The 25,244-nt window shown below is 55.2% G+C and carries 21 protein-coding genes and 1 pseudogene; 6 read left to right on the top strand and 16 right to left on the bottom strand.

Translation table 11 applies throughout. The features are described from left to right. Positions 1 to 57: 57 nt before the first annotated feature. Entirely contained in the window at positions 58 to 2,205 is a 2,148-nt protein-coding gene (gene fdhF, locus ACSZPU_RS02495) for a formate dehydrogenase subunit alpha (protein WP_498995127.1), read from the bottom strand. 270 nt (positions 2,206 to 2,475) lie between these two features. Here fdhF and ACSZPU_RS02500 point away from each other — a divergent pair, with 270 nt between their 5' ends. Beyond that, entirely contained in the window at positions 2,476 to 3,207 is a 732-nt protein-coding gene (locus ACSZPU_RS02500; RefSeq protein WP_498995129.1) for a response regulator, read from the top strand. 5 nt (positions 3,208 to 3,212) lie between these two features. Here ACSZPU_RS02500 and ACSZPU_RS02505 read toward each other — a convergent pair whose 3' ends face one another. From ACSZPU_RS02505 to ACSZPU_RS02530, 6 genes are all read right to left on the bottom strand, one after another. Then, complete coding sequence (locus tag ACSZPU_RS02505) at positions 3,213 to 4,220, bottom strand: carbohydrate kinase family protein (protein WP_498995171.1); 1,008 nt, start codon at positions 4,218 to 4,220, stop codon at positions 3,213 to 3,215. Beyond that, positions 4,217 to 5,077, bottom strand: coding sequence for a ketose 1,6-bisphosphate aldolase (locus ACSZPU_RS02510; RefSeq protein ID WP_498995132.1), 861 nt, complete (start codon positions 5,075 to 5,077; stop codon positions 4,217 to 4,219). The genes ACSZPU_RS02505 and ACSZPU_RS02510 overlap by 4 nt, the downstream gene beginning before the upstream one ends. A gap of 10 nt (positions 5,078 to 5,087) precedes the next feature. Then, positions 5,088 to 5,774 (bottom strand): D-lyxose/D-mannose isomerase, encoded by a 687-nt coding sequence (locus ACSZPU_RS02515; RefSeq protein ID WP_498995134.1) that lies wholly within the window; start codon positions 5,772 to 5,774, stop codon positions 5,088 to 5,090. 91 nt (positions 5,775 to 5,865) lie between these two features. After that, positions 5,866 to 6,807: an ABC transporter substrate-binding protein gene (locus tag ACSZPU_RS02520; protein WP_498995137.1), complete on the bottom strand. Its 942-nt coding sequence runs from the start codon at positions 6,805 to 6,807 to the stop codon at positions 5,866 to 5,868. 27 nt (positions 6,808 to 6,834) lie between these two features. Next, positions 6,835 to 7,845, bottom strand: a complete 1,011-nt coding sequence (locus ACSZPU_RS02525; protein ID WP_498995140.1) for an ABC transporter permease subunit — start codon at positions 7,843 to 7,845, stop codon at positions 6,835 to 6,837. Further along, positions 7,838 to 9,361 (bottom strand): sugar ABC transporter ATP-binding protein, encoded by a 1,524-nt coding sequence (locus ACSZPU_RS02530; protein ID WP_498995141.1) that lies wholly within the window; start codon positions 9,359 to 9,361, stop codon positions 7,838 to 7,840. The genes ACSZPU_RS02525 and ACSZPU_RS02530 overlap by 8 nt, the downstream gene beginning before the upstream one ends. A gap of 212 nt (positions 9,362 to 9,573) precedes the next feature. Here ACSZPU_RS02530 and ACSZPU_RS02535 point away from each other — a divergent pair, with 212 nt between their 5' ends. Further along, positions 9,574 to 12,138 (top strand): ATP-binding protein, encoded by a 2,565-nt coding sequence (locus tag ACSZPU_RS02535; protein ID WP_498995144.1) that lies wholly within the window; start codon positions 9,574 to 9,576, stop codon positions 12,136 to 12,138. Here the strand turns inward: ACSZPU_RS02535 and alsK are convergent. The 6 genes from alsK to ACSZPU_RS02565 all read right to left on the bottom strand — a co-directional run bounded on the left by alsK (position 12,092) and on the right by ACSZPU_RS02565 (position 18,300). Then, positions 12,092 to 13,036, bottom strand: coding sequence for an allose kinase (gene alsK / locus ACSZPU_RS02540; protein WP_498995146.1), 945 nt, complete (start codon positions 13,034 to 13,036; stop codon positions 12,092 to 12,094). The genes ACSZPU_RS02535 and alsK overlap by 47 nt on opposite strands. Next, positions 13,020 to 13,715 carry a D-allulose 6-phosphate 3-epimerase gene (alsE, locus tag ACSZPU_RS02545; RefSeq protein WP_498995149.1) on the bottom strand — a complete coding sequence of 232 codons (696 nt, stop codon included), beginning with the start codon at positions 13,713 to 13,715 and terminating at the stop codon, positions 13,020 to 13,022. The genes alsK and alsE overlap by 17 nt, the downstream gene beginning before the upstream one ends. A gap of 112 nt (positions 13,716 to 13,827) precedes the next feature. After that, the gene (alsC, locus tag ACSZPU_RS02550) at positions 13,828 to 14,808 is read right to left on the bottom strand and encodes a D-allose ABC transporter permease (protein WP_498995151.1); all 981 of its coding nucleotides are present in this window, start codon (positions 14,806 to 14,808) and stop codon (positions 13,828 to 13,830) included. After that, on the bottom strand, positions 14,787 to 16,319 hold the full coding sequence (alsA, locus tag ACSZPU_RS02555) for a D-allose ABC transporter ATP-binding protein AlsA (protein ID WP_498995152.1): 1,533 nt from the start codon (positions 16,317 to 16,319) through the stop codon (positions 14,787 to 14,789). Before alsA ends, alsC begins: the two co-directional genes overlap by 22 nt. A gap of 85 nt (positions 16,320 to 16,404) precedes the next feature. Continuing rightward, positions 16,405 to 17,340, bottom strand: coding sequence for a D-allose transporter substrate-binding protein (alsB, locus tag ACSZPU_RS02560; protein WP_498995155.1), 936 nt, complete (start codon positions 17,338 to 17,340; stop codon positions 16,405 to 16,407). A 69-nt stretch (positions 17,341 to 17,409) separates the two neighbouring features. Next, positions 17,410 to 18,300: a MurR/RpiR family transcriptional regulator gene (locus ACSZPU_RS02565; RefSeq protein WP_498995157.1), complete on the bottom strand. Its 891-nt coding sequence runs from the start codon at positions 18,298 to 18,300 to the stop codon at positions 17,410 to 17,412. Positions 18,301 to 18,664: 364 nt separating this feature from the next. Here ACSZPU_RS02565 and rpiB point away from each other — a divergent pair, with 364 nt between their 5' ends. Further along, on the top strand, positions 18,665 to 19,114 hold the full coding sequence (gene rpiB, locus ACSZPU_RS02570) for a bifunctional allose-6-phosphate isomerase/ribose-5-phosphate isomerase RpiB (RefSeq protein WP_498995158.1): 450 nt from the start codon (positions 18,665 to 18,667) through the stop codon (positions 19,112 to 19,114). Here the strand turns inward: rpiB and ACSZPU_RS02575 are convergent. Both ACSZPU_RS02575 and ACSZPU_RS02580 read right to left on the bottom strand, forming a co-directional pair. Then, positions 19,111 to 19,464: a low molecular weight protein tyrosine phosphatase family protein gene (locus tag ACSZPU_RS02575; RefSeq protein WP_498995173.1), complete on the bottom strand. Its 354-nt coding sequence runs from the start codon at positions 19,462 to 19,464 to the stop codon at positions 19,111 to 19,113. The genes rpiB and ACSZPU_RS02575 overlap by 4 nt on opposite strands. Continuing rightward, positions 19,442 to 19,687 (bottom strand): hypothetical protein, encoded by a 246-nt coding sequence (locus tag ACSZPU_RS02580; RefSeq protein ID WP_498995161.1) that lies wholly within the window; start codon positions 19,685 to 19,687, stop codon positions 19,442 to 19,444. Before ACSZPU_RS02580 ends, ACSZPU_RS02575 begins: the two co-directional genes overlap by 23 nt. A 358-nt stretch (positions 19,688 to 20,045) precedes the next feature. Here ACSZPU_RS02580 and ACSZPU_RS02585 point away from each other — a divergent pair. The 3 genes and pseudogenes from ACSZPU_RS02585 to yjdP all read left to right on the top strand — a co-directional run bounded on the left by ACSZPU_RS02585 (position 20,046) and on the right by yjdP (position 24,630). Beyond that, positions 20,046 to 21,886 (top strand): annotated as a pseudogene (locus ACSZPU_RS02585) (ATP-binding protein). Between the two features lie 4 nt (positions 21,887 to 21,890). Beyond that, positions 21,891 to 24,206 (top strand): ATP-binding protein, encoded by a 2,316-nt coding sequence (locus ACSZPU_RS02590; RefSeq protein ID WP_498995163.1) that lies wholly within the window; start codon positions 21,891 to 21,893, stop codon positions 24,204 to 24,206. Between the two features lie 100 nt (positions 24,207 to 24,306). Next, entirely contained in the window at positions 24,307 to 24,630 is a 324-nt protein-coding gene (gene yjdP / locus ACSZPU_RS02595; protein WP_498995166.1) for a DDRRRQL repeat protein YjdP, read from the top strand. A gap of 23 nt (positions 24,631 to 24,653) precedes the next feature. Here yjdP and ACSZPU_RS02600 read toward each other — a convergent pair whose 3' ends face one another. Beyond that, on the bottom strand, positions 24,654 to 24,989 hold the full coding sequence (locus ACSZPU_RS02600) for a zinc ribbon domain-containing protein YjdM (protein ID WP_498995168.1): 336 nt from the start codon (positions 24,987 to 24,989) through the stop codon (positions 24,654 to 24,656). Positions 24,990 to 25,244 lie beyond the last annotated feature (255 nt).

Consider the following 25,244-nt stretch of genomic DNA (forward strand, 5'->3'; position numbering starts at 1 on the left):
CCAGCAAAATAAAACGGGGTGCGATAATCACACCCCGTTTTATTTTGCTGGTTAATATTAACCCATGGCGCTTTCACGCAATCGTGATTTCAGTTTGTTGTATTCGTCGATCACATACTCTTCGGCAGCATGCTGGTCGGGAATACGTTCTATATTCACCGCGCAGTACTTGTACTCTGGCGTTTTGGTAATCGGACTCAGGTTCTCCGTCACCAGCTCGTTACAGGCCCCAATCCACCACTGGTAGGTCATATACACCGCCCCTTTATTCGGACGATCGCTGACCTGCGCACGGGTGATAATTCGGCCTTTGCGCGAGTTCACCCACACCAGCGCTTCATCTTCAATACCGAGGCGTGCCGCATCGGCGGTGTTGATTTGCGCGTAGCCAGGTTCGTCCGCCAGTGCCGACAGCGCCGCACAGTTGCCGGTCATCGAACGGCAAGAGTAGTGGCCCACTTCACGCACGGTGGAGAGCACCATCGGGAACTCATCGGTGAGTTTATCCATTGGCGCGACCCAGTCGCAGGTGAAGAACTTCGCCAGTCCTGTATCGGTGTCGAACTTCTCTTTAAACAGATACGACGTCCCCTGATCGGCATCCGATGTGTCACGACACGGCCACTGGATGTAGCCCAGTTCACCCATTTTCTCATAGGTGGCGCCGTAGAATTCCGGGCAGAGATGACGCAACTCGTCCCAGATTTCCTGCGTGTTGTTGTAATGCATCGGGTAGCCCATTCGGGTGGCGATCTCACTGATAATCTGCCAGTCCGTTTTCAGATCCCATTTCGGTTCCACCGCTTTAAAGAAGCGCTGGAAGCCACGGTCGGCCGCCGTGTAAACACCTTCATGCTCGCCCCAGGAGGTGGATGGCAAGATGACATCCGCCGCCGCGGCGGTTTTGGTCATGAAGATATCCTGCACGATAACCAGTTCCAGACCTTCGAACGCCCTACGCACGGCGGAAAGCTCTGCGTCGGTCTGCAGCGGATCTTCTCCCATGATGTAAGCGGCGCGCACTTCACCATGCTCCACGCGGTGCGGCAGCTCGCTGATGCGATAGCCGGTATGCGCGGGCAGATCGGCCACGCCCCAGGCTTTGGCGAATTTATCGCGGTGGACCTGCTCTTTAACAAACTGGTAGCCTGGGAAGGTATCCGGCAGTGCGCCCATATCGCAGGCACCCTGGACGTTGTTCTGCCCGCGCACCGGGTTCACCCCGACATGCGGTTTACCCAGGTTGCCCGTCATCATGGCGAGACTGGTCAGTGAACGCACCGTCTCTACGCCCTGATAGAACTGGGTGACGCCCATGCCCCACAAAATGGTGGCGTTTTTCGCGCCAGCATACATCCGGGCGGCTTTACGAATATCCGCAGCGCTGACGCCGGTGATATCTTCCACCGACTCCGGCGTATAGCCTTCGACGATTTTTTTATACTCTTCAAACCCTTGCGTACGGGTGGCAACAAACGCCTGGTCGTACAGGTTTTCTTCAATAATCACATGCCCGAGCGCATTCAACAGCGCGATGTTCGAGCCGTTTCTCAATGCCACGTGCATATCGGCAATACGCGCGGTTTCGATTTTGCGCGGATCGCAGACGATGATTTTTGCCCCGTTCTGTTTCGCCCGAATCACGTGGTTAGCGACGATAGGGTGTGAATCCGCCGGGTTATAGCCAAAGATAAACACGAGATCCGTGTTATCGATTTCGTTAATGGCATTACTCATTGCGCCATTGCCGACCGACTGGTGCAGACCTGCAACCGATGGGCCGTGTCAGACGCGTGCGCAGCAGTCAACGTTATTGGTACCAATAACGGCGCGCGCAAATTTTTGCATGATGTAGTTGGTTTCGTTCCCCGTACCACGGGACGAGCCGGTCGTCTGAATCGCATCCGGGCCATACTTCTCTTTAATGGCGCTCAGGCGAGTGGCGACGTAATCCAGGGCTTCATCCCAGGAGACCGCTTCCAGTTTGTCGCCACGCTGGCGACGGATCATAGGGGTTTTCAGACGAGGCGTAAGGATTTGAGTATCATTAATAAAGTCCCAGCCATAGTAGCCTTTCAGACACAGGTTACCCTGGTTGGTCTTTCCTTGCGCAGCCTCCGCCCGAACGATTTTTCCGTTATCCACCACCAGGTTGATCTTGCAACCTGAGGCGCAATACGGGCAAACCGTGACGACTTTTTTCATCGCTATCGCTCCAGTTAAGAAAGTTCACGCATTCCGCGCTCACTCAACCCATTATGCATCTTCTATGCCATGCTTCTTTTGTGGGTATTTCCTGATTTTACGCCCGATTTTTGTTCAAAATACTGACGAAAGGCAGGCCATCGTCAAATTTGACGTGACGACGCCTGGGGGATGTGACCGTGATTATAAAAACGGCATTAATTCGCTGCCTTTATGATTGAGCCAAATAAAATAAAGCAACGAGTCACTTTTTCCTGGCGGATGCGGACAATGAAACCTGCGATTCTGGTAGTGGATGACGATTTAGCGGTCTGCGAACTGCTCAGGGATGTGCTGAGCGAGCACGTCTTCACCGTGCACCTGTGTCATAACGGGCTGGATGCTATTGCCGCCGCCGCGCAGCATCCGGAGATTGCGCTGGTCTTACTCGACATGGTGCTGCCGGACATCAACGGCCTGATAGTGCTCAAACAGCTGCAAAAACAGCGCCCGGAGCTGCCGGTGATCATGCTGACAGGGTTGGGCAGCGAGTCGGATGTGGTGGTGGGGCTGGAAATGGGGGCCGATGACTATATTGGCAAACCCTTTACCCCGCGCGTGCTGGTGGCTCGGGTGAAAGCGGTAATGCGCCGTACAGGCGTGCTGGCATCCGATGCGCCGACGGTGAAAATGGCCGGGTTCTCGTTCAACGGCTGGCATCTTGATCCCGCGTGCTGCCAGCTTAGCGACGCCCGTCAGCAAACCGTCGACTTAACCCAGGGGGAATACAGCCTGCTGCTGGCGCTGGTACAAAACGCCCGGCGGGTGCTCAGCCGCGAGCAGTTGCTGGAGCTGACCCACAGCGAGAGCATTGAGGTGTTCGACCGTACCATCGATGTGTTGATCATGCGCCTGCGGCGTAAGATTGAAACCAACCCGCATCAACCCGCGTTAATCAAAACGATACGCGGGCTGGGTTACGTGTTTGCGGCGGATGTGGTACACAGCGAGCAGGCGGCGTAGCCAGCTCAGGTCGTGTTGTCGATCTCTTGTTTTAACTCTGCCAGTGATTTCGCCCCGTCGATGGCGTTCGCGCAAAGCAGGCTGGCACGGGCGCAGGCGTGGGCCAGTTGAATGCTTTGCGGTAGCGGCCAGCGCTCATGGCAGCCGTAGAGCAGCCCGGCACAAAATGCATCTCCCGCGCCGACGCTACCGACAATCTCCTCCTGCGTGAGCATCTGCGTTGCTATCCACTGGCCCTCGCGGCCCGGTTCTTCGCCCCATGCGCCTTCCGGGCAGTGGATCACTACGCGCTGGCGTACCCCGGCGGCGAGCAGCTGTGAGGCGGCCGTGGCGATGTTGTCGATATGCGGTGAATCGTCAGCCAGGCGCATCTCCAGCCCGCTAAATTCCCCCGCCTCCATCTCGTTGATCACCAGATAATCCAGATACGGCAGGCAGGGCATCACCAGCGGCTGATAGCGCGGGTCGCCCTTGCGGGAGACCAGATCGAGCGACGTTTCATACCCTTGTGCGCGCATCTGCGCCAGCAGGCGGGCGCTGCGGGTGCCAAATTGCTCATCCGGCAAATCGAGGCTGTCGAGCAGCAGCAAATAGCCGAGATGGAAGATTTTCATCGTCTCGTCCAGGCGGTCGAATGCCGGGAGATCCAGCAGGCGATTCGCGCCGGGCGAGTGGAAAAAGGTGCGTTGTCCGGTCGGATCGGTCATCACCTGCGACATGGAGGTGGGTGCAAAGTTGGTGCGCTGCACATGCTGGCGATTGACGTGATACTGATCGAGCATCGCCATGATGTAATCTCCGTCGCTGTCTTCCCCCACCAGTCCCACCGCCTGGAGCGGCATGCCGGTGCGCATTTTGGCCAGCGTCAGCAGGACGTTGAGCGGCGCACCGCCGGTGGAGCGCTCGCTTTGTGTGATCTCCGCCAGCCAGCCACGCTCCGGCCATTGCACAATCTGGTGCACATGGTCGACCAGCATGTTCCCGGCGGCGATAATCCCTTTGCGTTCCATCAGAGTCGCCCCGCGCTGCCAAAGACGCGCATCTGCCCGGCAACGGTGTCGGTGATGGCCTCTTCAATGCTCAGTAAAAGCTGGGCGAATTCGTCGTAAATGGGCTGGCGGTTAGCCATGCGGGTTTCAATGGCGTCCAGCGCCGCTTGCGACATGCCGGTATAGAAATTGATTTTGTGGATGCCAAGTTCGATGGCGCGACGGAAATCGGCGTCGCTGATGCCGGATCCGCCGTGCAGCACCAGCGGCAGGCCGGTTTGCTGGCGAATCGCGTCCAGGCGGGCAAAATCGAGCTTCGGTTCACCTTTGTATTTGCCGTGGGCGTTGCCAATCGCGACGGCGAGGGTGTCGATCCCCGTGCGGTCCACAAAGTCACGCGCTTTGGCCGGATCGGTGAAATACGCTTCATCCGCGTGGCCATACAGTGCGCCGCCTTCATCGCCACCCACGGCACCGAGTTCTGCTTCCACCGAGACGCCTACCGCGTGGCACATCTTCACCACTTCCCGGGTCTGGCGAATATTCTCTTCGTACTCCAGCGTTGAACCATCAAACATCACCGAGCTAAATCCCAGCCTGAGTGCGCGCACCACGGATTCAAAATGCAGTCCGTGATCGAGGTTGAGCACTACTGGAATGTCATGGTGGGCGGCCTCGAATTTCACCGCTTCGACCAGCGAATCGAGGGAGACATATTTGAAATGCACTTCGGCGATATTGATGATGAAAGGCGACCGCTCCTGTTTCGCTGCCGCAAAGAGCGCTCGCAGGAAGTGGGAGTCGAGCACGTTGAACGCGCCGAGCGCGTACTGATGTTCACGGGCGTGCGCCAGACCTTGGGCAAGCGAAATCAAAGCCATCGTATTCTCCTTAGCTCAGGAACAGACCATATTCGTTGCACAGCACCAACTGCGCGGGTTCGTCTTCCAGAATGTTGTTAAACCTGTCCACCGGGTGCAGGAAGTGGTTGTCGTGCTCGTCATCGTTGACCGACGACACTTCACCAACCAGCACGTCGCCGAAGCCGGATTCCCCCCAGAAGCTGTGGTACAGACCGGGCGGCAGGCAGATGCTTTCCCCCGGCGCGAGGCGTAGTTGGCTGCCTGCGGAGTGCTTCTGGATGCAGCCGTCGATGACCACGCTCACGTCGGTGTAGTTCGTTTCTTCATGCGCTCCGGCGTTCCACAGCTCGATAATCAGATTGCCGCCGCCGCGATTAATGATGTCTTCGCGTTCGCGCCAGTGAAAATGCATGGGGGTGACCTGCCCGTCGCGCACGTGCATGATTTTTTCTGCGTAGCACTTGGCGTAAGGGGTGCCGTTGGGAGAGCCGTTGCGCAGGGTGAATAGCGTGAGTCCCTGGTCGTAGAAATTATCGCTGCCGAACGCAGTGACATCCCAACCGAGTTTCAAGTCGAAGACTTCGCGCCAGCTGTCGTGATCGAGCTGCTGCCATTTGGTTGGAGGGAAGCTGGCGAAGGGCGGCAGGTGGACGTCGTGCATGGAAAAGAATTGCCGGGTATGGCCGAGGATTTCATTGATTTCGGAGCGTTTCATGGCGATCTCCCAGAGTCTGCAGAAGACCCCTCACCCCGGCCCTCTCCCTCAAGGGAGAGGGTTAGGGGGAGGGCATCAGGCCGCACAATTCTTATTTAACCGTCCAGCCCTTATAGGTACCGACGTTTTTCTTGTCGATCATCGTCACCGGGATCAGCACGGGTTCTTTCGGCGCGGGTTTCCCTTGCAGAATGTCATAGCCGATTTCCACCGCTTTTGCCGCCATCACCTGCGGATCTTGTGCTGGGGTGGCCACGAACAGCGAGTTCTCGCGTTTCAGCGCCTCTTCACCGTCCGGGCTGCCGTCCACGCCAACGATAAAGAACTCGTTACGTTGCGCTTGTTTAGCCGCCAGATCGGCACCGATCGCGGTCGGATCGTTAATCGCGAACACGCCATCAATCTTCGGATTAGCGGCCAGCAGCGAGGTCATAATCTCCAGACCGCCTTCACGACTGCCTTTGGCGTTCTGGTTCCAGGAGAGCACTTTGATATCCGGGTGGCGCTTGAATTCGGTCTGGCAGCCTTCCACACGGTTCTGTACCGCAGATACCGGCGGTCCGTTGATGATGACCACATTGCCTTTGCCTTTCAGGCGATCGGTAATGTACTTACAGGCCATTTCCCCTGCCTGGGTGTTATCCGAGGTAATGGTGGCATCTGCCCCTTCCGCCGCCACGTCAACCGCGACCACCACGATACCGGCATCTTTCGCGCGTTTTACGGCTGGCCCAATGCCTTTTGAATCAGCGGCGTTAAGGATAATCATGTCCACTTTGGCGGCGATAAAGTTATCGATTTGCGCCACCTGTTGGCCGAGGTCGTAGCCGCTGGACACCAGCGTCACTTTCACCTTGTCGCCTGCCAGCTTACGCGCTTCCAGCTCCGCCCCTTTGGTGATTTGCACGAAGAACGGGTTGGCGAGATCGCCTACCGTTACCCCGATCGATTTCAGATCTTTTGCCTGCGCAAACGGCGTTGCGACAAGCAGTGCGCCAGCACAGAGAGCGGTGACAAGTGGCTTCAATCTCATGCTTAAATCCTCTGTAGGGTTTTGTTGTTATGCACTTTGATGATGTCGGGTACGGTATTTGTCTATCAGCACTGCAATGATGATCACCGCCCCTTTGATCACCAGTTGCCAGAAGTACGAAACGCCCATCAATGTCATGCCGTTATTCAGCGTGGCGATAATCAGTGCGCCCACCAGCGTACCGGTGATGGTGCCGATACCGCCGACGAAACTGGTGCCGCCGAGGATGACCGCCGCGATGGCGTCAAGCTCGTAGCCCATGCCGAGGTTGCCGTTGGCGCTGTACAGGCGCGACGCGCTCATCACCCCGCCAAGGCCAGAGAGCAGGCCGCTCATGCCGTAGACGAACAGCAGCACCAGCCACACTTTGATACCGGTCAGACGCGCCGCCTGCATGTTGCCGCCGACCGCATAGATATGAACGCCAAGCGTGGTGCGGCGCAGGATAAACCAGCAAACCACAATCACCGCCAGCGCAATCACCACCAGCCAGGGGATTGGCCCGAGATAGTTGTTACCGATCCACTCAAACCCGATACTCGAGTTGATGACCGTGGTGCCGTCCGCCAGCAGGTAGGCCGCTCCGCGCAGCGCCGTATAGGTGCCCAGGGTGACGATAAACGGCGGCAGTCCGGCAAAGGCGACCAACACGCCATTGGACAGGCCCAGCACTAAACCGAGCATCAGCGCGGCAGGCACGGAGAGGATCGCCAGTTCCGGAATCAGCGACACCACCATCGCCGCCACCGCCGTGGTGCCGAGGATGGACCCGACCGACAGGTCGATACCGCCGGTCAAAATGATGAACGTCATGCCCGCTGCCAGCACGATGTTGATCGATGCCTGGCGGGTGATATTCAGCAGGTTGCTTTCGGTGAAGAAATTCGGCGCGATAAAGCCAAATACCGCCACAATCAGGATCAGAATCGGCAATATACCGACCGTCTGCATCAAATCGCCCATCAGCATTTTTTTCGCCGAGGCCGATTTCGCCACCTGCTGCGGCGTGGTGGCTGAGGTCTCTTTAGGTTCAGTCATGGTGTACCGCCTGGTGATGGGATTCGTTAACGCCGGTTGCCAGCGTCATAATGTTTTCCTGGGTAATGCGCTCGCCTTCCAGCTCGCCAGCGATGCTGCCTTCATGCATGACGTACACGCGGTCGCTCATGCCGACCACCTCCGGCAGCTCGCTGGATATCATCAGGATGGCTACCCCTTTGCGCGCCATCTGGCTCATGATGCGGTAGATTTCGCTCTTCGCCCCGACGTCGACGCCACGGGTTGGCTCATCAAGAATCAGGATGCGCGGGCCGATAGCGACCCAGCGGGAGATCAGCAGCTTTTGCTGGTTACCGCCGGATAAACCGCCCGCCCGTACCTGGGAGTGGGGCACGCGGATATTGAGTAACTTGATGGCGTCATCGGAGATGGACTGCGCTTTTTTGCGGTCGAGCATGCCGTAGTTGGCATCGCGCTCGATGGTCGCCATGGTGATGTTTTCCTGGGCGGCCAGTTCAAGGAACAACCCTTGTTCTTTGCGGTTCTCGGTCAAAAAACCGATCCCCAGATCGATGGCCGCGCGGGGGGAGTGAATGACCACTGGTTCGCCGTCGATTTCAATCACGCCTCCGGTGGCTTTGCGCACGCCAAAAATCAGCTGGGCCAGCTCCGACCGGCCTGCGCCTACCAGACCCGCCAGCCCGACGATTTCTCCGGCACGGACTTGCAGGCTGACCGGCTGGATTTTTTTGCCGTCCGTCAGATGGTGAATGTTGAGCCGCAGATTGCCTTTGGGGATATCCCGCTCTTTATTGAACAGGTCGCTTAACGGACGGCCCACCATCATGCGCACCAGCTCCAAAGCGTTGAGTTTGTCGCGGGTCAGGCTGCCGACATACTGGCCGTCGCGCAGGACGCTGACCCGGTCGGAAAGCTCATACACTTCCGCCATGCGGTGGCTGATATAGATAATCGCCATCCCTTCATCGCGCAGGCGCATGATAAGCGTAAACAGGCGGTGGGTTTCGCAGGAGGAGAGGGCGGCGGTGGGTTCATCCATCACCAGAATGCGGCTGTGGCGGTGCAGGGCGCGGGCGATTTCCACCTGCTGCTGCTCGGCGATGGTCAGTTTCATCACCAGGTCGCTGGCTTTGAACTGTGCGCCGAGGCGGTCAATCACGCTTTGCGCCTGGGCGACCATGTCCCGGCGCTGAATCAGCCCGCCGCGGGAAATCTCGCTGCCGAGGAAGATGTTTTCAGCGACGGTCAGATTGGGGGCAAGCTGCATCTCCTGATAAATCAGCGTGATGCCCGCCGCCAGCGCGTCTTTCGGCCCTTTGATATGAAACGGCTGCCCGTCAATCAGGATCTTGCCGCTGGTGGCGGTGTACGCTCCGGCGAGGATTTTCATCAGCGTACTTTTTCCCGCACCGTTTTCCCCCATCAGCGCGTGAATTTCCCCGGGATATACCGTCAGATCCACCCCTTTCAGCGCGTAGAATTTGCTAAATACTTTGGCAATATTGCGCATCTCCAGAACCGGCGTTTTGCTCATCGCTTGCTCCTGCAAGGGTTATCAATGCTTTCAGTCCACCACAATGAAATAAATGCAAAATGTCATTGGGCGTTCATATTTGTCATATTGCTGAATAGTTAACGAAGATCACAATTTCTTAACGTTACCAATGGCACGCTTTGCCCTCACCCTAACCCTCTCCCACCGGGAGAGGGTTAGGGTGAGGGGAGAAACTGACAACGGAGCCCGTTATGCCCTATCGGCACAACCCGTTTTTCGCCAGCGCGCGCGGGCGGTTACTGTTCTTCAACCTGTTGGTGATGGCCGTGACCCTGATGGTCTGCGGCGTGGCGGTGCTGGGTTTCCGCCATGCCAGCCAAATCCAGGAACAGGTGCAGCAACAGACGCTGGATGACATGACTGGCAGCATGAATCTTGCGCGTGACACCGCCAATGTCGCCACGGCGGCGGTGCGCCTGTCGCAGGTGGTGGGGGCGCTGGAATACAAAAGCGAGGCGGAGCGGCTTAAGGACACCCAGATGACGCTGCAAAACTCCCTCGAACAGCTGGCCCGCGCGCCGCTGGCACAGCTGGAACCACAGCTGGTGGAGCGCATCACCTGGCGCAGTAACGAGCTGGAACAGAGCGTGACCCAGATGCTGGAGCGCGGTCAGCGCCGCCACCTGGAGCGCAACGCGCTGCTGAGCTCGCTGTATCAGAACCAAAGCTACCTGCGCCATCTGCAGGATATTAACCAGCGTGACGGCACCGACACCGGAGACCCCCGTTTACTCGGCGAAATGGACAGGCTGCTGGCGGCGGCTATTCGCACCCCCTCGCCGCGCCCGACGGTACAACAGCTGACGGACATCCGCGCCCAGTTGCCGGACCGCACCGACAACCCGGTGGTGAACGGTATTTTGCAGGATTTCAACAATGAGCTGGCGAAGCTCGGGCCACTGGCGGCGCAGATGGATGAGAGCGATCTGGCGATAAGCTGGTTTATGTTTCATATCAAAGCGCTGGTCGCCATTCTCAATACCGATATCAATCAGTACGTTGCGCAGGTAGCGCAGGCCTCAGAGCAGCGAACCGCGCAAAGCCACCGTGAAATGCGCTCGATCATTATCTTTATCAGCACCTTTGCCCTGCTGGCGCTGGTGATCACCGGGTTTGCTGGCTGGTATATCTACCGCAATCTGGGGTCGAACCTGACGGCGATTTCCCGCGCGATGACCCGCCTGGCGCGCGGCGAGCAGGACGTTTCCGTTCCGGCGCTGCAACGGCGCGATGAACTGGGGGAGCTGGCGCGCGCCTTTAACGTTTTTGCGCGCAACACCGCCTCGCTGGAACACACCTCAAAGCTGCTCAAAGAGAAGAGCACCCAACTGGAGACCACCTTCCATGCCATGCGCGACGGCTTTGCCCTGTTCGACAGCCTGGGTTGCCTGGTGGTGTGGAACCCGCAGTATCCGCTGCTGCTGGGTCTTTCTGCCGACGCGCTACAGCGGGGGCAGCACTACCAGAGCCTGCTGCGCCAGGTGAGTGAGCTGCAGGACCATGTGCAGGAAAATCTGGCGCGCCCGATGCCAAAACCGCAGGAGCTGCGGCTGGCGGATAACCGCACCATCGAGCTGCGCTTTAGCCCGGTGCCGGGGCGCGGGATGGTTAACGTGGTGCTGGACCGAACCGAGCGCAAGGGGCTGGAAGAGGCGCTGCTGCACAGCCAGAAAATGAAAGCGGTCGGCCAGCTTACGGGCGGGCTGGCGCATGATTTCAATAACTTACTGGCAGTAATTATCGGCAGCCTGGAGCTGGTGAACCCCCAATCACCGGATGCGCCGCGCATCTCCCGCGCGTTAAAAGCCGCCGAGCGTGGGGCGATGCTGACCCAGCGTTTGCTGGCCTTTTCACGTAAACAATCTCTGCATCCCCACTCGGTCGACATGCAGCCGCTGCTGGAAAACTTAAGCGAGCTGATGCGCCACTCGCTTCCGTCCACGCTGACGCTGGAGATTGAAGCCCAGCAGCCGGCCTGGCCTGCGTGGATTGACGTGGGCCAACTGGAAAACGCCATCATCAATCTGGTAATGAACGCCCGTGACGCGATGGAAGGACAGAAAGGGGTCATCAAGATCCGCAGTTGGAACCAGCGCGTGACTCGTAGCGACGGACGCAAACAGGATATGGTGGTGCTGGAGGTGATCGACAGAGGTTCTGGCATGTCGCAGGAGGTGAAGGCCCGCGTCTTCGAGCCGTTTTTCACCACCAAGCAGACCGGCAGCGGCAGCGGCCTGGGGCTGTCGATGGTATACGGTTTTGTGCGCCAGTCCGGCGGGCGGGTTGCCATTGAGAGCGCGCCAGGGCAGGGGACTACGGTGCGCTTACAGCTCCCGCGCGCGTCGGTACAGGTGGCAAGCCCGGTTGAGCTGACACCGGCGCAGGAGGCCGATAATACCGATAAGCTGATTCTGGTGTTGGAAGATGAAGCCGATGTGCGGCAAACCCTCTGCGAACAGCTGCATGAGCTGGGGTATTTAACGCTGGAAGCGGCGTGCGGCGAAGAGGCGCTGGCGCTGCTGGCAGCGTCGGAAGATATCGGCATGCTCATCAGCGATCTGATGCTGCCGGGGCAAATGAGCGGGGCAGAGGTGATTAATTTCGCCCGACTGCACTATCCACATTTACCACTGCTGCTGATTAGCGGCCAGGATTTACGTCCGGCGCACAACCCTGCGCTACCGGACGTTGAACTGCTGCGAAAACCCTTTACCCGTGTGCAGCTGGCGCAGGCGCTGCGACGGATTGCGGCGTAAAGCGGCTGCGGGCAAGCGTGGCCGCGCCCTGTGCGCCGTTAAACGCGGAGGACGATGCCGGCAGGAAGCGCACGTCGTCATGCGGTAATGGCTTACGTACGTGTACGCGAATAGCCGTAATAAGCGCGTCCCGTGGGAATGACGGCATATCCATCACCCCGCCGCCCAGAATCACCGCGTCCGGATCGAACAAGTTAACGCTGGTGGCGATAGCGCGCGCGGCATGGTCGAGCAATGCCTGCACGAAGGGTTCATGGCTGGCGTGAACAAAGAGGTCGCCCAGCTCGTAATCACGCGGCTGCTGTTCATACCAGCGACGCAGCGCGATGCCGGAACAGACGGTCTCCAGACAGCCAGGGTTACCGCAGCCACAATGCTGCTGCATATCACCCTGCGGAATATGTCCCAGCTCACCCGCCACACCGTGCGCACCGGTCCAGGGCGCACCGTTCAACCAGATAGCGAAGCCCATGCCGGTGCCCAGATAGGCTGCCAGCACTTCCTGGCCAGCCAACCCGTTTTCCTGCACATCAAAGGACAGTTGCAGGTTCACATCGCGGGAAAACTCCAGCGGGCAGCCCAGCGCGTCTTCGAGCTGCTCTGCCAGTCCAATCAGTGAATCCGACGTCAGCGGCAGGTTCGGCGTGGAAATGATGGTGCGCTTGTCTTTACCGACCAGCGCCGGGAACCCCATCACCAGACCATAACACTGCGCGTTGTACTGCTCCAGAAGCTGGCGGAGCAGGCCGCTGATGCCGGCCACCACACCGCTTTCAATGGTTTCGGCAGTGCGGCGTTTTTCACAGTGCAGTACATCGCCCGCTGCGGTTTGCAGGCAGATACGGATATGGGTCGCCCCCATATCCACGCCTGCGACCACGTTATGCTGTTGGTGCATGAGGCAGTACCTCGTTTTTCGCGGCCAGAACTTGCTCTTCCAGAACGGCCCAGGCGTCGCCAATCTGCTCTGCCTGGTTGAACAGGCCGGAGGTGCCGACGATAAACACGTCCGCACCGGCTTCCATCAGACGCTTGTAGGTCGCTTTGTTGCAGGAGCCGTCAATCTCAATTTCAAAGCTTAGCCCTTCGCGCTCGCGCCAGGCTTTCAGTTCGGCGATTTTATCCAGCATTTCCGGAATGAACGGCTGGCCGGCAAAGCCCGGGTCAACGGTCATCACGGTCACTTTGTCGGCTTTGTGGATGTAGTACTTCATCGCCTCGACGGTGGTTTCCGGGTTCAGAATCAGACCCACTTTCATGCCCAGACGACGAATTTCGTCGATCAGGCGGAAGGCCTGGCCGTTAATGGTTTCCGGGTGCAGGGTGATGATGTCTGCCCCTGCGCTTGCCAACTGGCTGATGTAGTCCTGCGGGCGCGTCACCATCAGGTGGCAGTCGAGCGGTTTGCTCGCCAGCTTTTTCACCTGGCTTACGAAGAACGGCGACAGCGTCAGGTTAGGGACGAAATGGCCATCCATGATGTCGATGTGGAAATAGTCTGCGTGGGTATCGATAAATTCGATCTGTTCTTTAAATTTCAGCAGATCCATACACATCAAAGAGGGGGAAATTTTCATGCTAGCTCCTGAATTTTAGTGATTTTTGGCAGCAGGAAGCCCGTCGGTTCGTGAATTCCCTGGTAAGGAGCGAACCGACAAGGCAGAACACCTGCGACCTAAAGCGATAAGGTTATTTACTGATCAGTCTGTCCAGGGCTACTGCGGCGATAATCAGCCCGCCCATCACCACCAACTGGTAATACGTTTGAACCTGCAAAATATTCAGACCGTTGTTGATGGTGCCGATAATCAGCCCGCCAATAACCACTGAGAAGATGCGCCCCTTGCCCCCGAAGAAGCTGGTGCCACCGATGATGGCGCTGGCGATGGCGTAGGTTTCAAAACCCATACCGGCCAGCGGTTCTGCGGCACCCAGACGTGCGGTGGACACCACCCCTGCCAGCCCGGCGCAGATACCGGAGATAATGAACACCACCAGAACGTGGAATTTCACATCGATACCGGAGTAAAACGCGGAGTTCTTGTTACCGCCGAGCGCATAGATGTTGCGGCCCAGGCGCATACGGGTGGTCAGGAACCAGAGAATGATCGCCACGGCCAGCGAGAAGAGCACCGGTACCGGGATGCCGATAACGCTCGCGGCGAAGAAGTTAACGAAATCAAACGAGAAGCCGTACACTGAGTTGGCATCAGAGATAACCAGCGTGATACCACGGAAGATGGCGTTGGTACCAAGCGTGATGATGAACGGATGCAGCCCCGTCCAGTTCACCAGGCAACCGTTGATGGCACCCAGCAGGCCTCCGACCACCACACCGCCGATCACGGCTGCCAGGAATGGGTCAACCCCGGCCAGCATTAGCTTGGCGGTGACCATGCCGGAGAGCGCCAGAATTGCACCGACGGACAGGTCGATACCGGCAATAAGGATGGCGAAGAACTCGCCCATACCGATCAGTACCGTCACCGAGCTTTGGACAAAGATCTGCGTGATGTTATTCGCCGTCAGGAAGTACTGGGATGACAGCGTGCCAAAGATCGCCACGATGATAGCCAGGATAAAAAAGGTGCCGTATTTATCCCAGAACAGCGCGAAGTTGAAGGGCTTTTTCTCGCTCATTTCGCTTTTCACTCTTGTGGTAATGCCCATGCCATAATCTCCTCTTCGCTCATATCGTCGCGATTGGTCAGGATTTGCGTCAGTCGTCCTTCGCAGAACACGGCGATGCGGTCGCAGACGGCGATAATTTCAGGAAGTTCGGATGACACCATCAGGATGACTTTTCCGTCATCCGCCAGCTGGCGCATCACTTTGTAGATTTCGGCCTTTGCGCCAACATCGATACCGCGCGTTGGCTCATCGAAAATGACCACGTCAGGGTTGCAGCACAGCCATTTGGAGATCAGCACCTTCTGCTGATTCCCACCGGAAAGCTCGGTGATGTTCTGATCGACGGAGTGGCATTTCAGCCCCAGCAGCTCACGCTGCGCCTGCGCAACGTTTCGCTCTTCGGCTTCATTGAACAAACCCATTGCGCCTTTGTAACCCCCTTTCTTCAGGCTCTGGCTTACCGCCATGTTCTGGGCGATAGAGAAGTTGCCAAAGAAACCGTTCTCGCGGCGGCTTTCGGTGATGTAGGCCATGCCTTTTTTCAGCGCGTCCAGCGGGGAACGCGGGGAGATAACCTTGCCGTTGAGACGGATTTCACCGCTGCTGCGTTTATCCACGCCGAACAGGCAGTTCATCAGCTCAGTACGGCCTGAACCGACCAGCCCGGCGAAGCCGAGGATCTCGCCGCGATTGACGCTGAACGAGATATCGCACACTTTTTTCTTGTCGCGGCTGGTGACGTTTTTTACTTCAAACACCGTGTCGCGCTCGACGTTGCCGGTGCTCTCTTTCATCGCGTTGAAGCGATTTTGTAACTCACGGCCGACCATCAGTTTGACGATGTCATCGTTGGAGACATCGCTAACCATGCTGCTACAGACGCTGCTGCCGTCTTTCATGACGGTATAGCGGTCGCAAATACGGCGAATTTCAGCCAGTTTGTGAGAGATATAAACAATGGCCGTCCCTTCTTTGCGCAGCTGGTTCATTATCAGAAAAAGATAATCAACCTCTTTATTAGTCAGCGAAGAAGTTGGCTCGTCCATAATAATAACTTTGGCGTCGAGCATTAATGTCTTGGCAATTTCGAGCATTTGTTTGTGGCTGATAGATAAGTTCGCCACTTTTTCATCAAGGTCTACTTTCAGACCAACGCGCAATAACATCATTGCGGCGCGGACGCGCATTTCTCGCCAGTCAATAATATTGACGCCACAAACTTTCTTAGTGATATGCCGGCCTATGTACAAATTCTCCAGCACGGTTAATTCATCAATAACGCTGAGTTCCTGATAAATAATGCCGATACCGAGTTGCGCCGCCAGTTTATGATCGAGTTTGTCGTAATTAGTATTATTAATGGTGATGGTGCCTTTGGTCGGGTCATGAATACCCGATAATACTTTCATCAACGTTGATTTACCGGCACCATTCTCGCCCAATAACGCATGTATTTCATGGGTATAAATAGTTAAATCAACGGATTTTAATGCGTGAACCGGACCAAAGGATTTGCCGATACCCGCCATCGAAATATATGGCGTGACCATAATAGATTACCTTTTGTGGTCACCCTCTCCCTGTGGGAGAGGGCCGGGGTGAGGGCATCAGGCCGCACTTACCTGCTTAACATCGTTACTTCGTGACCAGAATCGAATCCACCAGTTTGAATTCCGGGGTCTTATCCAGCGCAATAACTTTGCCGGTTTTCGCGGCATCAACCATCATTTTCAGGCCAGTGGCACCGATATCAGCCGGGTTCTGGGCAACGGTTGCGGTCATCTGACCGGCCTCGACCATCTTACGAGCTTCCGGTACACCGTCGGTGCCGACTACCAGCACTTTGCCCGTTTTACCGGCGTTAGCGACGGCCTGAGCCACACCCATCGCCATGGTGTCATTCGCGCAGTAGAACGCTTTCAGGTCCGGGTTACGCTGCAGTACGTTGGTGGCAACGTCCAGCGCTTTAATACGGTCCCAGTCAGCAGGCTGGCTGGCAACCAGTTTGATCTGACTGGATTTTTTAAAGGCTTCTGTCGCGCCGTTACGACGAGCTTCACCGGACGCGTTACCGGCTTTACCTTCGATAATGGCCACTTCGCCACCCTGTGCACCCAGTTTCTCAACGATAAAGTTGGCGCCTTTTGCACCGACAGCGACGTTATCGGTGGTAATAAAACCTTCGACGTTACCGCCTGCTTTTTTCAGATTATCCATATCGATTTTTTCATCGAGGTTAACCAGGAAAATACCTTTTTTCCACGCACGTGCAACCGGCATCACCAGGTTTACGGAAGAGAGCGGTGCGAATGCGATACCTTTATAATTCTTATTGCTCAGGTCTTCGAATAACTGGAGCTGGGACTGAAAATCGCCTTCGGAAGGAGATGCGAAAATATCCACACTGACGCCCAGTGTTTTCGCTTCGTCTTCAATGCCTTTTTTCATATCCACCCAGAATGGGTTAGACAATGTTTTTAATACGACGGCATAGTCGGCGGCAGCAAACGCGCTGGTAGACAACATTAAACCCATAGCAGCGCCGCTGAATATTTTCAGGTATTTATTCATAGCAGTATTCTCATTGTAGGGAAGCGTTGTGGTTAATCCCACACAGAGAATGGGATTAACCTTATTGTTTTACTTCAATGCACCCGGTGAAAAGAAATCAACTATTGCACCGGTCTTTTCCATATTTTTGGTTGCCTGTTCGATATTCTGTTGAGCAACCGATACAAAGAATGCGTCGAGTAGTGTCAGTTGTAATATTCTTGCAGATGCGTTTCTCCCTAATAAAGGGGTCTCTGGTGCTGGCGAGCAAATAATAAAATCGGCCATCCTGGCGATTGGCGAATTGAAGCTGTGTGTGATGCAAATTATTTTTGCCCCATTTCTTTTTGCCAGTTCCACTGCTGCTTTAACATCGCTTGTCCGCCCTGAGTGGGAAACCACCAGTACAACATCGCCTTCCTGCAATAGCGCTGCGGACATCATCATTATGTGCGCGTCCTGATGAGCCTGGCAGCGCACGCCGATACGTAAAAACTTATGCTGTACATCCGCGCAGATAGCATTCGAACCGCCCGCACCGTAAAGATCCCGCTGCTTCGCCTGGTAGAAAAAGCGCGCCGCGCGATGAATTTCTTCCACATTCACAATCGACTGACCTTCCATGATGGTGCGTAATGTGATGTTGAAAACTTTGTTCACCACGTCCAGTGGTGCTTCATCAAAAGCAAGCTCTGCGGGCAAAACCTGCTCGGACTGAGAAAAGTAGCCCACGAGTGCGCTGCGCAGGTTACGAAAACCACTAAAGCCCAGCAGCTTTGAAACCTTAACAATCATCGCCTCTGACACGGCCAGCGCTTCCGCCACATCTTTAATGGCTGGCGCGTCGCTCAGATTACCCGGCGTAAGTAACCAGTCCACAATGCGGCTCTCGTTATCGGTCATCCCTTCCTGCTTCATTCGCAGCCAGGGGGCGAGGCCGATGCCGTTGGGGAGTCCTTGATCAAACTCTGACTGACTCATTGTTTTCTCTTGTCCTTGTAGTGAAGACGACACTATATCACCACAGGCGTCATCATAAATATGTCGATAACTTCACACAATAGCTAAATTCATAAAGTTTTATATTTCGTGAAGTGTTGGTTGTTCTTGTGATGTGTGTTTTTATTTAAATGTATTTAAAATCAATAATATAAATAAACTCATTCGACAGAATTATTTTTTTGTTTTGATGTGTTGAACACAATCATCGGTTGATTTGTAAATTAATGCCGTGTAGAAAAGGCCCTGTACCCGGTGATTTTGGGGTTTTATTCAGCAGTAAACCGGTCAGAAATCACAAAGGTCACCGGGTCCGTAAAGTTTGCTCAATCATAAGGCGGAAAACATGAAGAGGATTGCGTTCGGCTGCGATCACGTCGGTTTCATTCTCAAAGAGGATATTCTGGCGCACCTGGCGGCTAAAGGTGTTGAAGTTATCGATAAAGGTACGTGGTCAGGCGAGCGCACCGATTATCCCCGCTTTGCCAGCGCGGTGGCGGAGGCGGTGGTGGCAGGCGAGGTGGAAGGTGGCATTCTGATTTGTGGGACGGGTGTCGGTATCTCTATTACCGCAAACAAATTCCCCGGTATTCGCGCCGTTGTTTGCAGCGAACCTTATTCTGCACAGCTTTCCCGTCAGCATAACAACACCAACATCCTGGCGTTTGGTTCGCGGGTGGTTGGCCTGGAACTGGCGAAAATGATCGTTGATAGCTGGCTGGTCGCAGAGTTTGAAGGTGGCCGCCATCTGACGCGCGTTGAGGCGATTCAGGCGATAGAGCAACAGCAACGCTAAGAGTGAGTCGGTGGCTGGTTATCGCTGGCAAAGCCAAGAACGAGCGGAACAATTTCCTCGAGCAGTGTGATCAGCTCAGGTGCCATGTAGCGGTAGTCATCGGGGATTTCGAGAACGTGAAGCGGCTTATTGTCGATAATGCGGCGATAGTCGGCCATTAACCGGTTTTTATGTTTCTGTTCCATCACGCAGATAACATCCGCCCATTGAAGCCATTCGGCAGAGACGGTTTTTTTGGCATTGCGGCTGGTGCCTGCGGAGCGGACATTAAGCCCGGGATAACGGCGGAACACCTGTTCCGCCGTGGGGCTACGCCATTGATTGCGACTACAAATGAAAAGGACATTCATTGGCAAGCAGATACTCTTCCTGGCCACGCTTCGTCCGTTGTTGGCGGGTTATCCGTGGATACTCCATTCCCAGTTGTGCAGCCCGCGAGACTTTTTCAGAACGCAGATACAGCATCTTCCAGTTTTTTTCGCCACGAAAACGCAAAAGCGCGGTGTGAACATCACGGGATTTATTGCGTCGCTTTTGGGCGAGGCGCCAGTCCCGGCTACGGGGTGTTTCCATCGTTTTTTCTCTCTCAGATTGATCGGGTTCAGCAGCCGCGATAATACGGAGAGAGCGAACAGCAGAATTCTAATCCATTTTGCTTCTTGCCACTACCTCATATCTCTTGTTCATTTTTTTAGGGTCTGCGATAAATATTAATGATGTTGTCACGTTGCTGATATAAGCCGGACCCTCTTTGCTGATGAGAACAGCATCGGACACAATGATTAACATTCTATTAATCAACAACTTTTCAGATTTTATCCTCTTATTATGCACATCTGAAAAAAATAATATGGAATCGCGAAATTTTTAGCGATGCACCTATACTTACCCGTCTGGAATGCAATTGAAAAAATCGAGATCTGAATAGATTATGGATAATAAGATCGTCGCCATTGAGCAACATGACACATCGGTAAATCTGCATGGCCTTATGCAGGTGTTAAGTAAACATCTTTACTCCACGCCAATCGTCGCGCTACGTGAGCTTGTGCAAAATGCCCATGATGCGATAGTCCGGCGCAGACTGGAGGAAACAGATTCCACCTTCATCCCGGAAATTCGGGTTACCGGCAACCCACAGAATAAAACAATTACGATTTATGACGTCGGTGCGGGCCTGACAAAACAAGAGATTCATGAATTTCTGGCAACGGTCGGAATAGGGTATACCCGGCAATTACGCCAGGAAGATGATGAGACGGGTCTCATCGGCATGTTCGGTCTGGGTTTTTTATCCTCTTTTGTGCTGGCGCAGCAGGTTGTTGTACACACCACGTCCTGGAAAACGCCGCAGGAAGGCTGGGTTTATCGCTCTGATAACGGGGAAACGTACCGAATTGAATCGGCCATCCCCAGGGAACCGGGCTTTACGGTCACCCTTAAGCTGAAGGATGAATTTAGCTATCTGGCGGATAACCCGCTATTGGAAACGCTGCTTGGCCGCTACTGCGTACTGATGCGTGAACCGTTGTTTGTCGGTCAGTCGGAGACGGCGGTTAACCACCTTGCGCCGCCCTGGCGTCAGAACCGTGACTCGGCGGTAGTGCTGCATCCAGGGCTTCGCCAGAAGCAGAACATTGAGTTTGCCAGTCGCTTTGAACGTACCTTTACCCCCATTTGCACCATCGATATCACCCCCTCTGGTAAAAGCGATGTTGTCGGCATTCTCTGGATTCAGGATGGCGCGACCTATGGCACCAGTGATAACCGTAATCTGTCGCTCTTTTTACGTGGCATGCTGCTCGACGATCAGGCGCATGATCTGCTGCCACTGTGGGCCGGTTTTGTTGGTGGCGTCGTGGAGTCCAACATCCTGACGCCGACGGCGAATCGGGAAGATTTACAGCGTGATGATGCCTATTTCGCCACACAGCATGCGTTAGCCGAAGGGCTAATCAAAGGTCTGGGTGAGCTGGCTAAAAACCAGCCGGCTATCTGGCGGCGCGTGCTGCTACGCCATAATGAAGCCTTGCTGGGTGCGGCAATTTGCGATGAAAGATTGTTTGATCTGCTGAAAGATGACCTGCTCATCCCTACTTCAAAAGGTGACGTTCCGGTCAGCCATCTGCGTCAGCAAAATACGCTACTGGTGATGCCGGGGGAGGAGAGTTCTTTCGAAGAGATGTTATTTCGCCTTTCCGGGCGGCCCGTCGCGTTGGGCCATCGCTATGCCGTTATTCCATTTCTTCGCCGCTGGGCAACGCTCTATTGCGCGCGATTAATTGAAATCGGTACAGCGGGCGGCAATCAGTCATTATTCTCCAGCCATGACATTAGCCCGCAAGAAGAGCAGTGGTGGCGTGAACAATTGGCTGATGATGAAGAGTGCGTTATTTCGCTTTTTGAGCCAGCGGTTCTTCCTTTTGTGGTGGTGCCAAATCGCGAAGTCGATTAAAGCAGCGGCTGGAACAAGATGATGCCGACCGGCGAATGAGCACGGCGGCTTTAATGCTGGCACGACAGTTTACTCAACGTATCAGCGAGCAGGCAGATAAACAGCTCTACATTAATTTTAATAATCCAGCAATCAAGGCGCTTTCTGCATCCTGGCAAAGCGGAAAATACAACGATACCGCCTGTCAGTTATTGAAAAGCCTGAAGGTCATTTTATCCTTTCAACTACAACGTTCGGGAGCAAATGATTTTCATCAGGCACTGGAAAATGTGAACCAGATAATAATGACCCAGTTTCTTGCAAATCAAGGGGAATAATAAAATGGATATATGGCAATGGTACAACCAATATGAAAGTGATCTTCATGCAGCAGGCCAACCCTATATTACCGATCATCTGAACAAATTAATTAACGCTATCTGTGATGTTAAACCTGATTTGAGCGAAGCGTTGCTGCCGGAAGCGCGGTCATTTAAGAAAACGGCAGGAAACCCGTGGCTTGAAGTGTTTATCGGCCACTGGGAAATGCGTCACCGGCTGGGGATGGGTGAAGGTGAGACCGCGCTGGGAGATGCGGTGCGGTTCTTCGAACGTGCTCATCAGCCGGATGCGATCGATTGCCCTCAATCCGTTTGTGTCACCCAGGACCTCAGCGATTGCTACGGCAATATTGATGGTCCTGGCTGGGCGGATGAACGTATTGCCGTGTGCCAGGAAACGATGGCGCGAATTACCCCGTTATGGAACTGTTTTCAGTGTTTATCGGACGAGCAGTTCTGCGCCATGGTCGACAAAGGCGAGGCGCCACAGGCGCTGAATTACATCCGGGCACAGATACAGAAAGTTCGTGAAGCGGGTGAAACCGATGTGACGAGCCTGCTGGAAAACGAAGCCGAAGCGTTAATTTATCTGGGGCGCTATGAAGAGGCGCTGACCGTGATTGAACCCCTCTGCGAACCTGATGCATTGGAAGGCTGCGCTGAACAGACCCGGCTTACGCGAATGATGATTCGCGCGGAAGCCTATGCCTGTATGGGGCGGCTGGATGATGCGTGCAACAGTCTTATCCACTGGAAGCAGTTGCAAACGCGCGGTGTGGTTCGCTGGGTGAGGATCGTCGATCAGCTTTGTCGTCACGATGCGACCTACAACAACTGGCAGACGGGCGTGTCGCTCCAGCAAATTCTTGACCAGCGTATCGCCCACCAGGCCTGGCGAGCGGCTGTGGATACAGCGAAGGTACATATCCGTCTGGCTCTGGCGCGCAATGCGACCTGGATTGCTCGCCGGGCGTTAGGCCAGGCAAAGGCCTGTTTACCGCATTTACGTAAACCGGCAGGGGCCGATCGCGCGCTGGCCGAGCTTGAACGTGATATTGCTGGCACTGAACAGGAGGTGCAGCTCCCGGTTCCCGCGCATGAACTGTATGACTGGCTTGAAGAGCGCAGCACACAAAGCGATGCCCGTGACCCTGAACAAGAAGCGGAATGGCTGAAACTGGCGGCCACACAGCTTCCTGATGATGAGCAACTGGTGAGGCTGGCGTCATCCGCGCTGGAGGCCTGTCATGCCGCTGATGAGGCCATTGCACTGCTACAAACCTGGCGGTTGCGCCATCCGCAGAACGAGTCGCCGCTGCTGTTCGAATTGATGGGGGTGCTGCTGCGTACCCGGCGGCTTGATGAGGTTTTAGCCCTTGCCACGCACTATCGTGCGACACTACCTCATGTCGCGTACTGGTTCGAAATGCAGGTCGCCTCAGCCAACGAGGACTGGGCGGCACTGGAAAAACTGAGCGAGTTGATGCTCGAGACGCCAGAAGGCAGCAGCAAGATCGCGCCACGGCTACTGGCGAGTCGTGCGGCAATGAAACTGCGGGCCAGCGAGCGGGCGATTCCTCATCTTCAGCAGGCTATCGTGATGCTGGAGGCGCAAGAGCAAGAGACCAACAATGTGCTGTGGGATCTGATCACGGCGGCGAGCATTCAGGGGGAATGGGCGCTGGTGCGTGAAGCCGGCGCGAAGCTGGGGATGGAATTCGACAGCGAGGAAGGCCCTATCGAAGAAAACTGGGGGGCTGTGCGCCTGCGTTTTAAGGAAGAGCATGACTATGTTTACTACCTGGCCCAGCGTACCGGGCCGGCGACGGCCAGAGTCTTCCAGCCGGGCTGGCCGAAAGCGCAGCAGCACGTAAAAGATGTGGTGGTGTTCAATGTTGAGCTGCTCAATACCCCGCCAGAAGACGAAGCCGAGCGTGAATATTTCATCGGTCTTTATGACTGCGTGGAAATCATTGAGGAGGGTGGGTATGCCCCGTCGTGGTTCGTGGATGGCGTTTATCCCGGTGAGGCGCTGTTTAGTCAGTTTGAGAGTAGCGTGCGCGAATCTGGTGGGCTGATGTGGGTAAGCAGTGAAGAGGATTATGAGATTACCGATCGCGAGTCCCCTGAAACCCCGCTTCCTGGTGTGTACTTTAGTCTGGCTACGCCGCTATCCATGCCACCCCAGGACGTGGACACGATGCTGCTTACGCTGACGCGTGACTGGCCGCATCCGGTGCACTGGCTTAGCGTTGCCATTAAAGGCGGATTGGATGAACAGCGCCACCGTCAAATTATTGACCGCTACGGTTTGTAAGCGTCTACCCGGTGGGATCCCTGTGGTTTGGGATTCCTCCGCTATGCGCCTGCATACGCCTTGATTAACCTAAAGCCAGCCCACTGATGAGACTGGCTTTATGAAACGCTACTCTCCCCTGCTGTTTATCAGCGCACTCTCTCTTACCAGCCATATTGCTCGTGCCGATATTGTCGATGACGCCATCGGCAATATTCAGCAGGCGATCAATGATGCGTATAAACCGAGTGCCAGCCACAATAGTGACGACGATCGGCAGTACGATGACGATCGTCGCCGCAGTGACGAGCAGAGTCGACAATATGAAGATCGACACCGGCAGCTTGAGGACCGACGCCGCCAGTTAGATGACCGGCAGCGCCAGCTCGATCAGAAACGCCGTCAGTTGGACGACGAGGAGCGCCGGCTGGAAGAGGATTACTGACTTGCGGGCGCGTAAGGTGGCAATCAGTTCTTTTTAACGAACTCGGATTTCAGCTTCATGGGGCCAAATCCGTCAATTTTGCAGTCGATGTTATGATCGCCTTCGACCAGACGGATATTCTTCACTTTCGTGCCGATTTTCAGCATGGAAGAACTTCCTTTTACTTTCAGATCTTTAATGACAGTAACGCTGTCGCCGTCGACCAGTAAATTGCCGTTGGCATCTTTGACAATCAACTCATCGCTGTCGGCAGCAGCGTCGTTGTCGTTCCATTCATGGGCGCACTCCGGGCAGATGAACATGCCGTTATCTTCATAAGCGTATTCGGAATTGCATTTCGGGCAGTTTGGCAGTTGCATGGAGATATCCTCAAAAAGTACTGATGATGCTGGAAACAGGCCAGCGAAAAAGGCGGTTTATGCCATAAAAGTCCGCGATTATACAGCATGTCCGCACAATTACTGATGCTATTATTTTTTTCAGAAAAGATAAAAAAGGTGATGCAGGTGACATAACCTGTCATTAGCTTAGGTGATGCTAGATAGTGTCGTCACGAGGATAAAAATCATTGATAATAGGGCCTTCTAATCAGAAGGCCCTATTATCATGACTAT

It is taken from the genome of Phytobacter sp. V69 (genome assembly GCF_965644215.1).
In the GTDB taxonomy this organism is placed as follows: Bacteria; Pseudomonadota; Gammaproteobacteria; order Enterobacterales; family Enterobacteriaceae; genus Phytobacter.

What these genes read in the sequence shown, in the direction of transcription:
- ACSZPU_RS02500 (WP_498995129.1), top strand. Translation starts at nt 2,476, where the DNA reads ATGAAACCTGCGATTCTGGTAGTGGATGACGATTTAGCGGTCTGCGAA.
- ACSZPU_RS02510 (WP_498995132.1), bottom strand. Translation starts at nt 5,077, where the DNA reads ATGGCTTTGATTTCGCTTGCCCAAGGTCTGGCGCACGCCCGTGAACAT.
- ACSZPU_RS02515 (WP_498995134.1), bottom strand. Translation starts at nt 5,774, where the DNA reads ATGAAACGCTCCGAAATCAATGAAATCCTCGGCCATACCCGGCAATTC.
- ACSZPU_RS02520 (WP_498995137.1), bottom strand. Translation starts at nt 6,807, where the DNA reads ATGAGATTGAAGCCACTTGTCACCGCTCTCTGTGCTGGCGCACTGCTT.
- ACSZPU_RS02525 (WP_498995140.1), bottom strand. Translation starts at nt 7,845, where the DNA reads ATGACTGAACCTAAAGAGACCTCAGCCACCACGCCGCAGCAGGTGGCG.
- ACSZPU_RS02530 (WP_498995141.1), bottom strand. Translation starts at nt 9,361, where the DNA reads ATGAGCAAAACGCCGGTTCTGGAGATGCGCAATATTGCCAAAGTATTT.
- ACSZPU_RS02535 (WP_498995144.1), top strand. Translation starts at nt 9,574, where the DNA reads ATGCCCTATCGGCACAACCCGTTTTTCGCCAGCGCGCGCGGGCGGTTA.
- alsK (WP_498995146.1), bottom strand. Translation starts at nt 13,036, where the DNA reads ATGCACCAACAGCATAACGTGGTCGCAGGCGTGGATATGGGGGCGACC.
- alsE (WP_498995149.1), bottom strand. Translation starts at nt 13,715, where the DNA reads ATGAAAATTTCCCCCTCTTTGATGTGTATGGATCTGCTGAAATTTAAA.
- alsC (WP_498995151.1), bottom strand. Translation starts at nt 14,808, where the DNA reads ATGGGCATTACCACAAGAGTGAAAAGCGAAATGAGCGAGAAAAAGCCC.
- alsA (WP_498995152.1), bottom strand. Translation starts at nt 16,319, where the DNA reads ATGGTCACGCCATATATTTCGATGGCGGGTATCGGCAAATCCTTTGGT.
- alsB (WP_498995155.1), bottom strand. Translation starts at nt 17,340, where the DNA reads ATGAATAAATACCTGAAAATATTCAGCGGCGCTGCTATGGGTTTAATG.
- ACSZPU_RS02565 (WP_498995157.1), bottom strand. Translation starts at nt 18,300, where the DNA reads ATGAGTCAGTCAGAGTTTGATCAAGGACTCCCCAACGGCATCGGCCTC.
- rpiB (WP_498995158.1), top strand. Translation starts at nt 18,665, where the DNA reads ATGAAGAGGATTGCGTTCGGCTGCGATCACGTCGGTTTCATTCTCAAA.
- ACSZPU_RS02575 (WP_498995173.1), bottom strand. Translation starts at nt 19,464, where the DNA reads ATGAATGTCCTTTTCATTTGTAGTCGCAATCAATGGCGTAGCCCCACG.
- ACSZPU_RS02580 (WP_498995161.1), bottom strand. Translation starts at nt 19,687, where the DNA reads ATGGAAACACCCCGTAGCCGGGACTGGCGCCTCGCCCAAAAGCGACGC.
- ACSZPU_RS02590 (WP_498995163.1), top strand. Translation starts at nt 21,891, where the DNA reads ATGGATATATGGCAATGGTACAACCAATATGAAAGTGATCTTCATGCA.
- yjdP (WP_498995166.1), top strand. Translation starts at nt 24,307, where the DNA reads ATGAAACGCTACTCTCCCCTGCTGTTTATCAGCGCACTCTCTCTTACC.
- ACSZPU_RS02600 (WP_498995168.1), bottom strand. Translation starts at nt 24,989, where the DNA reads ATGCAACTGCCAAACTGCCCGAAATGCAATTCCGAATACGCTTATGAA.